At 34.0% G+C, this 12,018-nt stretch carries 12 protein-coding genes; all 12 read left to right on the forward strand.

Annotated elements, in window-relative coordinates; translation table 11 throughout:
• The first annotated feature begins 1 nt into the window (after position 1).
• The 12 genes from ISU00_RS04420 (at position 2) to ISU00_RS04475 (ending at position 11,989) form a co-directional block, all read left to right on the forward strand.
• Complete coding sequence (locus ISU00_RS04420) at positions 2-1,066, forward strand: methyltransferase (protein WP_228852834.1); 1,065 nt, start codon at positions 2-4, stop codon at positions 1,064-1,066.
• A gap of 167 nt (positions 1,067-1,233) precedes the next feature.
• Positions 1,234-1,689, forward strand: coding sequence for a 3-oxoacyl-ACP synthase (locus ISU00_RS04425; protein WP_228852835.1), 456 nt, complete (start codon positions 1,234-1,236; stop codon positions 1,687-1,689).
• Positions 1,658-1,915, forward strand: coding sequence for a phosphopantetheine-binding protein (locus ISU00_RS04430; RefSeq protein WP_228852836.1), 258 nt, complete (start codon positions 1,658-1,660; stop codon positions 1,913-1,915). Before ISU00_RS04425 ends, ISU00_RS04430 begins: the two co-directional genes overlap by 32 nt.
• On the forward strand, positions 1,893-3,113 hold the full coding sequence (locus ISU00_RS04435; RefSeq protein ID WP_228852837.1) for a beta-ketoacyl-[acyl-carrier-protein] synthase family protein: 1,221 nt from the start codon (positions 1,893-1,895) through the stop codon (positions 3,111-3,113). The genes ISU00_RS04430 and ISU00_RS04435 overlap by 23 nt, the downstream gene beginning before the upstream one ends.
• Positions 3,110-4,099 carry a beta-ketoacyl synthase chain length factor gene (locus tag ISU00_RS04440; RefSeq protein ID WP_228852838.1) on the forward strand — a complete coding sequence of 330 codons (990 nt, stop codon included), beginning with the start codon at positions 3,110-3,112 and terminating at the stop codon, positions 4,097-4,099. Before ISU00_RS04435 ends, ISU00_RS04440 begins: the two co-directional genes overlap by 4 nt.
• The gene (locus ISU00_RS04445) at positions 4,096-4,809 is read left to right on the forward strand and encodes a polysaccharide deacetylase family protein (protein ID WP_228852839.1); all 714 of its coding nucleotides are present in this window, start codon (positions 4,096-4,098) and stop codon (positions 4,807-4,809) included. The genes ISU00_RS04440 and ISU00_RS04445 overlap by 4 nt, the downstream gene beginning before the upstream one ends.
• On the forward strand, positions 4,799-5,437 hold the full coding sequence (locus tag ISU00_RS04450) for a LolA family protein (RefSeq protein WP_228852840.1): 639 nt from the start codon (positions 4,799-4,801) through the stop codon (positions 5,435-5,437). The genes ISU00_RS04445 and ISU00_RS04450 overlap by 11 nt, the downstream gene beginning before the upstream one ends.
• Before the next feature lie 6 nt (positions 5,438-5,443).
• On the forward strand, positions 5,444-5,821 hold the full coding sequence (locus tag ISU00_RS04455) for a hypothetical protein (RefSeq protein WP_228852841.1): 378 nt from the start codon (positions 5,444-5,446) through the stop codon (positions 5,819-5,821).
• A 7-nt stretch (positions 5,822-5,828) separates the two neighbouring features.
• Entirely contained in the window at positions 5,829-7,022 is a 1,194-nt protein-coding gene (locus tag ISU00_RS04460) for a DUF2062 domain-containing protein (RefSeq protein WP_228852842.1), read from the forward strand.
• On the forward strand, positions 7,015-9,453 hold the full coding sequence (locus tag ISU00_RS04465) for an MMPL family transporter (RefSeq protein ID WP_228852843.1): 2,439 nt from the start codon (positions 7,015-7,017) through the stop codon (positions 9,451-9,453). The genes ISU00_RS04460 and ISU00_RS04465 overlap by 8 nt, the downstream gene beginning before the upstream one ends.
• Entirely contained in the window at positions 9,440-10,315 is an 876-nt protein-coding gene (locus tag ISU00_RS04470; protein WP_228852844.1) for a cupin-like domain-containing protein, read from the forward strand. The genes ISU00_RS04465 and ISU00_RS04470 overlap by 14 nt, the downstream gene beginning before the upstream one ends.
• Entirely contained in the window at positions 10,316-11,989 is a 1,674-nt protein-coding gene (locus tag ISU00_RS04475; RefSeq protein ID WP_228852845.1) for a C45 family autoproteolytic acyltransferase/hydolase, read from the forward strand.
• Positions 11,990-12,018: the final 29 nt, after the last annotated feature.

Genomic DNA, 12,018 nt, shown 5'->3' on the forward strand with positions numbered 1-12,018 from the left:
TATGCCAGATGCAAAACATAAGGCTATCGACGCCATCCAAAGGGCACATCAAATTGCATTTGCACCCTTTATTTTTCAAACAGTTATTTCTTTAAGGAAACTAGAAATTCTTGATTTAATTTTTGAACATGAGTCAGAAGGAGGCATAACAATAAAAAGTCTCAGTGAAAAATCAGAAGTTGATCTTTATGGTTTGGGTGTACTTCTAGAATTGGCTGAAACGATGGAAATCGTCCTAAAAAATGAGGAAGGCAAATTTCAACTTAGCAAAATTGGTTATTTCTTGAACTTCAACGAATCTATAATAGCCAATTTAAATTTTGCAAATGATGTTTGTTACAAAGGGCTATACCATCTGCCAGAATCAGTTTCCAAAGGAACTCCGGAGGGTTTAAAGGAATTAGGTAATTACCAATCTATATACCAAGGCCTTCCAACATTACCCCATAATGCGAGAAATTCATGGTTTCGTTTTGACCATTTTTATTCTGATGAAATTTTTGATGAGGCCTTAGAAAAAGTATATAGGAATTGCCCAAAAGACCTATTTGATGTTGGCGCTAATACGGGGCGTTTTGCGTTAAAAGTGTTACAAAAATATCCGGAAACTAACCTATCTTTAATTGACTTACCTGGACAACTTGAGGCAGCCAAAAAAAATCTCGAACAGCATGGATTATTCGATAAGGTAAATTTTATCGAAATTGATTGGTTGGGTGAGAATCCAAAATTGACCAAAAACGCTGATGCAATTTGGATGAGTCAATTTTTAGATTGTTTTTCGGAATCCGAAATTATTTCAATATTGAAAGTCTGTAGTAACCATCTCAATTCTGAAGGTCAACTTTTTATTGTGGAAACTCTTACCGATCGCCAACGGTTTCCATCGGCCAAAATGGCTTTAGAAGCAACCTCACTATACTTTACGGCATTAGCAAACGGAAACAGCAAAATGTACTCTTCCGAAGTTTTAAAAAAATTAGTGGAGAAATCAGGGTTGGAGGTTGTTGAAGACTTACCCCTAGGTGATTTCCATACAATGTTTGTTTGCCAATTAAAAAAATAACTCTGTTGAAATATTTTATTGAAACATATTGTTACCTAAGAAACGGCAAAATATTTTGTAATGGTGAAGAATTATTTGCATCAAAGAGCTCTGACTTTTTAACTTTTATTAAGGAAGCATATTACCATTTTAATACCGCCTATCCTCGGTTTTTCAAAATGGATTCTTTGAGTAAACTCGCGTTCTTAAGTTCAGAACTTGTTTTAAAGGATCAAAAAACCACACAAATTGATCTGGTATTCTGCAATAGTGCGGCAAGTTTACAAATAGATCGAAAACATGCTTCAACCATTAAAGAATCTAATTATGAATATGCAAATCCTTCCGTTTTTGTTTATACACTTCCTAATATTTGTTTAGGTGAAATAAGTATTAGAAATTCATTTCTCACAGAAAATGTCTTCTTCATTCAAAAAGCCTTTGATCCGTCTAAAATTCATCCGTATACCGAAAGTTTATTGAGCAGAGCAGAATCTGACAAAGTTTTATGTGGATGGGTGGAAATTGATGGTGATAATTATGAATCTCTTTTATATTTAGTTTCTAAAGAAGGCATTATATTGCATACCCCAAACGAAATTAAACAGATTTATGAGCACGCTGCAAGAAGAACTGAAGTATAAGATTATTGATCAACTGAATTTAGAAGACCTGTCTGTTGAAGATATAGACAATAACGACGCCCTTTTTGGCGATGGTCTTGGATTAGATTCTATTGATGCTTTGGAATTAATTGTGATGTTAGACAAGGATTATGGTATAAAAATAACGGATCCTAAGAAAGGCAAGGAAATTTTTTCCTCAATTAATGTTTTAGCAGAATTCATTGAGCAAAACAGACAAAAATAGCCCTGACATAAAAGTTGGTATTATTGGTTTGGGAATTATTTCCGCCATCGGAAATTCAGTTGGCGAGAATACTAAATCACTTTTTAATTTAACTACAGGCATAGGAAAAATCTCCCACTTAAATTCCAAGCATTCAAAAACATTCCCTGCTGGAGAAATTAATCTAAGTAACGAACAGTTAATTGAAAAACTTAATCTTCCTAAGGAAAATAATTATAGCCGCACAGCTCTTTTAGGTTTGCATGCTGCCAAAGAGGCCATAATAAATGCTGATTTATCTGCGGATGAACTTACGGAAACTGCCCTAATTTCTTCCACCACGGTCGGAGGAATGGATATGACAGAAAAATATCTGAAGCGGTTTTCAACCGACAATAGTGTTCAAAATTATTTATTAAGCCATAAGGCCGCAGACAGCACCAATAAAATAGCTAAGGAATTGGGAATAATGGGTTTTTCTACAACAATAAGTACGGCTTGTTCATCTTCTGCCAATGCCGTTATGCTGGGAGCCAAATTAATTAAGAGCGGAAAGGTTAAACGGGCTATAGTAGGTGGAACCGATGCTCTTTCAAAGTTTACAATTAATGGGTTTAACAGTTTAAAAATCCTGTCTGAAGAGCCATGTGCCCCTTTCGATGATAATAGAAAAGGACTCAATTTAGGAGAAGGGGCTGCTTATTTAGTACTGGAAGCAACAACCAAAGACCACCTTTCGGACAGACAATTACTTGGATATGTTAGTGGTTACGGAAATGCCAATGATGCTTACCATCAAACTGCTTCTTCAGAAAATGGTGACGGGGCATATTTGGCAATGAGAGCCGCTTTAAAAGAAGCCCAATTAAAGGCCACAGACATCGATTACGTAAACGCACATGGAACCGCAACACAGAATAATGATTTGTCCGAAAGTATAGCATTATTAAGACTCTTCGACAAAAATGTGCCTAATTTCAGTTCTACTAAATCCCTTACTGGCCATACGCTTGCTGCAGCTGGAGCAATAGAGGCGGTTTTCTGTATCCTCGCTCTCAATAAGCAAATAGCCCCTGGAAATCTTAATTTTTTACATCCAATCACAGAAACAAAACTAAATCCGATAGTGAAAGGCATTCCTGCATCTATCACGAATATTCTTTCAAACTCATTTGGTTTCGGCGGAAATTGCACATCTTTAATATTTTCTAAGGCATGAAAGCACTTTATATAAAAAATGCTTTTGCAATTTCGCCACAAGCCACCACTTCCGATAGACTTGAAAGATTGGAAGTTTTAAATGGTGATTTCATACATGCACAACCAATAAATTATAAGGAATTGATTCCCCCAATGTCTTTAAGGCGGATGTCAACCTCGGTTAAAATTGGTTTGGGTTGCAGTCTAAATGTTTTAAAAGACAGTGATTGTAGTATGCCGGATGCAATTATTTCCTCCACAGGAATGGGCTGTTTAGAGGACACTGAGAAATTTTTAAATAACATACTTGAACAACATGAAGAATTACTAACTCCAACATCCTTCATTCAATCAACCCACAATACCATCAGTGCCCAAATTGCCCTACACTTAAAATGTAAAGCATATAACAATACTTTTTCACATGCATCAATATCTTTTGAATCTGCATTAATCGACAGCCAATTATTTGTGGAAGAAAATTCCAATTCAAATGTACTTGTTGGTGGTGTTGATGAAATCGGTTCAGAATTAATACCACTTACCAAGGAATTAGAACAAGACATACAAATACCATTTTCTGAAGGGGGAGCATTTTTCTTGTTAACAGATAATACTCCGGAGAATTTACCCTGCATTAAGGACGTGATTACTTATAACAGTTTAAGTGAGATACAATTAAAAAAATGTACAGAGAAATTCTTAGAGTTAAATGGTCTTAACCCAAGTTCTATTGATTTATTAATTTTAGGTTCAAACGGAGATAATTTTGATGTCTATTATAGCCAAATGAAACATTTATTCCCGGAAAATTTAATGGCTTTGAATTATAAAAATTATTTCGGAGAGCATTTTTCGGCAAGTGCTTTGGCAACATTTTTAGGCTATTTAATTTTAAAAAATCAAAAAATGCCCGGTAGGTCTTTACCCAAACCTATTAAGAATATCTTGATATACAATCAATTTAAAGGTAAGGATCATGGATTTATTTTAATGTCGATATGAATTTGATTCTTGTCTTTTTATTGGTTCCAAAAATATGGTGGTGGATTTTACCTGTTCTGGTATTGGTATTCATAAGTCTGAGTGCATTCAATTCTCAGTGGAATGTGTTCTTAAAAACCATTACTCATAAGGAAACGAGGAAAAAGGTTGTGGCCATAACCTTCGATGATGGCCCAGATCCAGAAATCACACCAAAGGTTTTAAAGCAACTTGAAAAGCACAAAGCAAAAGCCACCTTCTTTTGTATAGGAAAAAACATTGTGAAGCATCCAGAAATAATCCAAACTCAAGATAAATTAGGAAATGAAATTGCCAACCATAGTTACTTTCATGGAAATTTCATCGATTTTCATAATTCTGTTGGTTGGATAAAAGAAATTATAAAAACAGATCAAGCAGTAGAAACAAGTATTTCGAAAAGACCTAATTATTTTAGGGCACCATATGGTGTAACTACTCCACATTTAGCACGTGCCTTGAAAACAACCGGACATCAAATAATTGGATGGTCCATAAGATCTTACGATACATTTATAAACAATCCATATCGAATCTTTACACGCATCAAAAAAAGAATTCACCCCGGAGCAATTATTTTATTGCATGATACAAATGAGCGGTGCCCAGTTGTTTTGGAACAACTATTGATATTTCTAAAGGAGGAAGGATACAGAACTGTAACTGTTAAAGAATTATTGAATGAAACTTAAAAAGTTCCTCTACTCATCACTGTCTTTGTTCTTTTTATGTTTAAGTGGTTTTGGTCAACAACAAATGTCTATGGCCGAGGCTGAAATCTTGAAAGAAAAAGTTGAAAAGTCGTCAAAAAATATACAGTCTTTAGAATGTAATTTTGTTCAGACCAAACACATAAATATGTTAGAAAATGAGGTTGTAAGCACAGGTATATTGTACTACAAAAATCCTGATAACATAAAATGGGAATACCTCAGCCCAAAACTAATTTCAAGTGTCTTCAAGGGAAATCAACTATATGTTATAGAGGAGGATAATTCCAAGAAAATTGATTTGAACTCAAATAAACTAATTCAGAACCTGAATGAACTGGTTACGAATTCCATCAAGGGCAATATTTTTGACGAATTACTTTTTAACCTTACCTATTTTGAAACAACTGAAAATTATAGGGTTGAGTTTGTTCCTAAAGAAAAAAAGATAAGACGCTATTACAATTCATTTGATATGATATTCTCAAAAACTGACTTTCAATTAAACAGCCTTTATCTCCGAGAAGCAAACGGTGATTATACCTTAATTGAGTTTAGAGACAAAAAACTCAATGGTGAAATTTCGGATAGTACTTTTAAGGTGAATTGATATTATATGGAAACCTCCATTTTTCAAATTGAACGTATTGAAGAAATTGAAAAAAATATATTGAGCTGTTCAATTTCTTTAAATGCTGACCATCCAATTTATCAAGGCCATTTCCCCAGCGATCCTATAACTCCTGGAGTGGTTTTTTTTCAGGCATTAAAACAAATACTCGAAATAAATTTGAATAAAAAATTGTTGATGACAGAAGTTAAAAAGGCTAAATTTCTTGAAATTACCAGGCCAAAAATATCAGATTCCCTTATTTTCAATATAAATTTTAGATTGAATAATGGGGCATTTGATGTTAAAAACAAGACTACTTTTACAAACCATACCGTCTTATTCAATTGTAATGCTACATTTGTAGAAATGACTAATCGATAATTTCCTTATGCCAACGGCTAAAGAACTATTTAAAAAATATAAATGTTGTGTTGTAATTCCCACGTTTAATAACGGAGGCACTTTAACCCGTATCCTTAACGGAGTGATGGAACATGCAGATAACATTTTTGTGATAAATGATGGTTCAACAGACAATACCAAAGAAATTCTAAATTCATATAACAGTATACAGTCTATAAATCTTCAGGAAAACAGGGGCAAGGGAAATGCTTTGAAGTTAGGCTTAAAGACTGCAATTGAACAGGGATACGACTATGCGATTACCCTAGATAGTGATGGTCAGCATTTCCCAGAGGACATTCCATTATTTCTAAATGCTTTATCAACCTCTTCCAATAAAAATTTAATGATTATTGGAGATCGCAACATGAATGAGGCCGAAGTTCTTTCTAGAAGTGCTAAGGGAAATAGAGTTTCCTCATTTTGGGTGCATGCGGCTACCGGATTACGTCTAAAAGATTCCCAATCAGGTTTCCGACTGTATCCTTTGCAGGCAATCAGCCAATTAAGCTTTTACGACTGGACCCGAAAGTTTGAATTCGAAGTAGAGGTTATTGTAAAAAGCTATTGGGCAGGTGTAACTATTCAACATGTACCAATAAAAATCTTATACAATTTTTCAGAAAGGGTATCACACTTTAGGCCCTTTATGGATATTGCTAGAATAGTAATATTAATTACTTGGTTTCTTATAATGCGTCTGTGCTATATTATACCAAGAGACTTTGTAAGAAAACTTAAGGAAAAAGGACTTGGAAAGTTTCTGCGGGAAGATTTACTACAAAGTGGAGATTCACCGAGAAAGAAAGCTTTATCAATTGCTTTGGGCGTATTTATAGGCCTCTCGCCATTTTGGGGTTTGCATACAGTTTTGGTAATTTTTTTGGCCGTCTTATTAAGATTAAACAAAGTAATCGCGTTTACCTTTTCCAATATTAGCCTACCACCTTTTATTCCCTTAGTTATATTTTTAAGTACCTATACAGGGAATTTTGTACTAGGACAAAATAGCTATTTTAGTTTTGAGGAGGTTCGACAGAATTTTAATTTGGTTCGTGAACTTGAAACCTATTTTGTAGGTAGTCTAGTGTTGAGTACCATAGTTTCTGTAGCCTTCGGATTAATAGGGTATTTCATATTGCTCTATCGAGAAAAAAACACCAAACTGGTAAATGTCTAATTTCTTTTTTGGGTTACACAAATGGATTTCTTCCAATATTGGAAAGTTCAGTGTCCTATTTATTCTTGCATTGGTGATTTTGGGGTTCACGGCAGCCCAAGTACATCTAAGTGAAAATATTGAAGACCTTATCCCTAAAAAAAAGCAGAATAAGGAATTACAGGAGGTTTTAGATCAAATTCACTTTACCGACCAATATGTTATAAAGTTTGAACTAGCGGACAGCCTAACAATTGACAATCTTACTTCTTCAGCCCAAAACTTTCTAGATTCTGTATCCACATTTCAAGCAAAATATATAGATAATATTCAAGGCAAAGTAACGGATGAAGAAGCTGAATCTTTTCTAAAATTGGCGTATGAATTTATGCCTCTCTACCTTAAAAAAGAGGACTATAAAAAAATTGATAGTTGGCTAAACAAGGATAGTATCTTTAATATAACCCAAAGAAACTATAATAATATTATCTCTTCAACTGGCTTAATTAGTAAACAAATCATTCCTAAAGATCCTCTTGGATTATCCCTATTAGGTTTACAGAATATTCGTGAACATACAGTAAATAATACATTTTTAATTAAGAATAATTTTTTAGTAAGTCCAGATGAACGTCAATTGCTTTTGATCATTACCCCAAACCCGAATTTAAATCCAAAGCAATTAGATTATCTATCTAATGCTATCATAAGGATTTCAGATAATATCCAAAAGGCTTCAGCTAATATTGAAATTCTAATGTACGGTGGTCCATTAATTGCGAAAGGAAATGCAGATCGAATAAAAAGGGATGTACTAAGCACTGTTGGGATTGCATTAATATTGTTGGTATTACTCCTAATACTCTATTACAGAAAATTAATTATTCCATTTTTGCTGCTCGTCCCAACATTAATTGGGGGTTTGATAGGGTTGAGTGTATTATTTCTATTGAAACCAGAGGTTTCCTCCATTTCTTTAGGTATAGGAGCTATTTTACTAGGTGTAACCATAGATTTTTCACTTCATATTGCTACACATCTTAAGAAAAACCCCAATGTTGCAGACCTCTACCAAACAACTACTGCGCCTATCCTTATGAGTGCACTTACCACATCGTTGGCTTTTTTTTGTTTAAACTTAATAGACTCACCAGCTTTAAACGATTTAGGATTATTTGCTTCAATAAGTGTGTTTTCTTCAGCATGTGTCTCACTAATATTCATTCCATTGGTATATAAACCTCAACTGAGTCCGGGTGGAGGAAATCACAAAGTTATTGCCATAGAAAAAATTGCTGCGTTTAATTATCATCAAAATAAACCTTTAATAGTAAGTGTAGTTGCATTACTAATAATTTCAATTGTATTCTATGGAAAGGTTGGTTTCAATAACGATCTTTCAAAACTTAATTATTTAGAACCTCGACTTGAAAAAGCGGAGAAGGAACTTGATGAATTAACTTTGGCAGGATCCAAATCACTATATGCTGTAAGTTACCACAATGACTTTCAAGAAGCGTTAAGAACCAATGACGCCCTGAATAGGAAATTGGAAAAATTGAAAAATGAAAACCGCTTAGAATCATTTACCTCGATTTCTCCAATGTTGAAATCAGATAGCTTACAATCTGTTTTGAACAATACATGGCGTAATTTTTGGACTCAATCTAAAATTGACAGCCTGCAGTTCTTTCTTAATCACAGCGCAGCTAAAGTGGGATTTAAGCAAAACACTTTTCAACCATTCATCAATCGGTTAAGGGCTATGAATTCAAAGGTAGATTTTTCTGATTACAATGAAATTCCAAGTCTTGCCTTGCGAAATTTTATCACTACTTCAACTGAGTTAAACACTATTACTTCGATTATAAAAGTTAGGGAAGATCAAATAAATCCTACTCTTAATAATTTCAAGGATGAACCTTCCCTAATTATTATTGATCGCCAAAAGCTAAATGAAGATCTTTTGGGACACCTTAAATCTGAGTTTAATTTGCTTCTACTCTATTGTTCCGTTGCAATAATCCTATTATTACTCGTATTCTACCGAAATATTAGATTAACGTTGGTTACTTTATTGCCAATCTTAATTACTTGGATCATTACGATTGGTTTGATGGGACTTTTTAAAGTTGAATTCAATGTTTTTAATATTATTATTTCCTCCTTTGTCTTTGGGCTTGGAGTGGATTATAGTATTTTTATTACGAATGGTTTGATGATGAAACACAAAGAAAATCCTAATAAAATTATCACCAGTAAAGTAGGAATATTACTATCCGTACTTACCACAATTACCGGAGTTGGAGTTATGGTTTTTGCTGAACATCCTGCATTACATTCTATTTCAATGGTTTCTGTAATTGCCATTTTTACTGCTGTTTTGGTATCATTCACTTTACAACCAATCGCATTTAAATTTTTGATGAAAAACACATATGGGAAAAATTAATACTGTACCCATTAAACGCATAAAATCGGTAACGAAAGAGGAGTTTCTGAGAAATTACTATAATCCTCAAGAACCAGTGTTGATTGAGGATTTGGTGAAGGATTGGCCGGCTTACAAAAAATGGAATTTAGATTATATACAGTCAAAAGCTGGAGACCAAATAGTTCCATTATATAACAATGAACCTACAAAAGGACACAAAAAATCTGTTGTGCCAGCCAAAAAAATGAAGCTTGTAGATTACATTGAAATCTTAAAAACACAACCTACAGACCTTAGGATGTTTTTTTATAATGTTCTCCAAAAAATGCCAGATCTCACCAAAGATTTTGATTATCCAGATATCGGTTTAAAATTTTTCAAAAAATTGCCGGTAATGTTTTTTGGAGGGAAAGGATCTAAAGTATTGGCCCATTATGATATGGATTTGGCCGACCTAGTACATGTTCATTTCCATGGTCATAAAAGAGTGACTTTGTTTTCGCCAGATCAAGCACAATATCTTTATCAGGTTCCTTTTACAGTACATAATTTAGAAACAATTGATATGGATAAGCCAGATTTCGAAACCTATCCCGCACTAAGAAATGTAACTGGTATTCTAGCAGAGATGAAACATGGAGATGCTCTTTATATGCCTAGTGGCTATTGGCATTATATAACCTATTCAGATGGTGGTTTTTCAATTACTTTAAGGGCCTTCCCAAGAAAGCTTAAAACCCTTGGTCATTTATTTAAAAACCTCATTTTTATGCGAAATTTTGAAAATGCCATGCGTTACGCGTTCGGACAAAAATGGGTTGATTACAAAGAGCGGTCAATCTTAGAGCGGTTAAACAGAAAATATAAATCAATATCGTAATTGCCATTTAAAGCCACTATACTAAGAAATGTTATAGGCCTTTGCCTCCTATTCCTTTTTTCTTGTGGCATTAATAAATCAATTAATCATCAACCCCAACTTGATGGCTATACTCAGGATATTCACTCATTGACTATTGTTAATGATAGCACCTATAAGGCCGGACAGAATTATTTATTAAAAAACAAATTTGGTCAGTGGGAAGCAAGAATCAGCGGTGACCCCCTAGAACGGGGTTTAATTTTAGGCAGTCTGTCTAAGCCTTTGATAGATAAACAAGAAGCCGTTTTTTTCGAAAAAATACAACAACTTGTCCCAAATGAATCCAAACAAAAACTACTCCGCAAATTCCTAGACTGGTATAACAGAAAAATGTATTTACATGTACCAGAAGAATTCAAAACAGAAATTTGGGGTGTATCGAGATATGCTTCTGACAAATATGATTTTATAGCACCTAATTATTTAAGGTTTCTTTATTTACATAGTTCACATGATATAGGACATGCACTTCAAGATCTTGCCTTGGTCGGCTGTACATCTTTTGCGGCTTGGAATGATAAAACCGAAAATGGCGACTTAATTCTTGGTAGAAATTTCGATTTCTATGCCGGCGATGAATTTGCGGAGAATAAAATAATCCTTTTTGTTGAACCCAATAAAGGAAACAAATTTATGTCAGTTACTTGGGGCGGAATGATTGGGGTTGTTTCTGGAATGAATGATAAAGGCTTAACCGTTACCATTAACGCCGGGAAATCGAAAATTCCTTTAGCTGCCAAAGATCCTATATCTTTGGTAAGCAGGGAAATATTACAGTACGCCAGTACAATTGAAGAAGCTATTTCTATAGCTAAAAAAAGAGAAGTTTTTGTTTCAGAAGCTATAATGGTTGGTAGTGCAATAGATGGCAAAGCTGCATTGATTGAAGTTTCACCTAATAATTTAGGTGTGTTTGAAGTGCCAAATTCCAATGAACTTATATGTTCAAATCATTTTCAAAGTGAAGCATATAAAGACGATCGGAGAAATGAAAGAACTATTGAGGAAAGCCATACCGCTTACCGCTATAAAAAAATGCAGGAATTATTAGAAAGCCAGAATAAAATTAATGTGTCTGATGCAGTTTCTATTCTTCGAAACAAAGAAGGTTTAAATGGCAAAGTATTGGGTTATGGTAATGAAAAGGCAATAAATCAACTGTTGGCGCACCATGGCATTGTTTTTAAGCCAGGAGAATTGAAGGTTTGGGTTTCGTCCAACCCATATCAACTTGGCACTTTTGTAGCTTACGATCTTAATGAAGTCTTCAAGAATGATATTGGCACAAACCCTAAATCGATGGCTATTGATTCTATTAATATACCTGCTGATAGCTTTAGAAAATCAGAGGAATATAAAACATATGAGATTTACAGAAAAAAAGAATTTGAAATTGAACAAGCAATCATAAATAAAGAATTAATTCCTAATTTCGAACCGCAAGAATTTATCTCCTTAAATCCAAATTACTGGAAATCACATTTTTTAGCTGGCCGTTACTTATATTCTGAAGAAAATTATAAGTCAGCAATTAATTTCTTTAGAAACAGTCTAACCAAGGAAATACCTAGTATCCCAGAAACAGAGGAGGTCAAAAAATTCTTAAAAAAATCACTTCGAAAATCTCGTTAAATCAAGTATTTCCTTGGTTAAACTCCGTA

Source organism: Aegicerativicinus sediminis (genome assembly GCF_015476115.1).
In the GTDB taxonomy this organism is placed as follows: Bacteria; Bacteroidota; Bacteroidia; order Flavobacteriales; family Flavobacteriaceae; genus Aegicerativicinus; species Aegicerativicinus sediminis.

Excerpts from the sequence above, each read along its gene's own strand:
- ISU00_RS04430 (WP_228852836.1), top strand. The coding sequence starts at position 1,658 with ATGAGCACGCTGCAAGAAGAACTGAAGTATAAGATTATTGATCAACTG.
- ISU00_RS04455 (WP_228852841.1), top strand. The coding sequence starts at position 5,444 with ATGGAAACCTCCATTTTTCAAATTGAACGTATTGAAGAAATTGAAAAA.
- ISU00_RS04440 (WP_228852838.1), top strand. The coding sequence starts at position 3,110 with ATGAAAGCACTTTATATAAAAAATGCTTTTGCAATTTCGCCACAAGCC.
- ISU00_RS04450 (WP_228852840.1), top strand. The coding sequence starts at position 4,799 with ATGAAACTTAAAAAGTTCCTCTACTCATCACTGTCTTTGTTCTTTTTA.
- ISU00_RS04420 (WP_228852834.1), top strand. The coding sequence starts at position 2 with ATGCCAGATGCAAAACATAAGGCTATCGACGCCATCCAAAGGGCACAT.
- ISU00_RS04470 (WP_228852844.1), top strand. The coding sequence starts at position 9,440 with ATGGGAAAAATTAATACTGTACCCATTAAACGCATAAAATCGGTAACG.
- ISU00_RS04445 (WP_228852839.1), top strand. The coding sequence starts at position 4,096 with ATGAATTTGATTCTTGTCTTTTTATTGGTTCCAAAAATATGGTGGTGG.
- ISU00_RS04460 (WP_228852842.1), top strand. The coding sequence starts at position 5,829 with ATGCCAACGGCTAAAGAACTATTTAAAAAATATAAATGTTGTGTTGTA.
- ISU00_RS04465 (WP_228852843.1), top strand. The coding sequence starts at position 7,015 with ATGTCTAATTTCTTTTTTGGGTTACACAAATGGATTTCTTCCAATATT.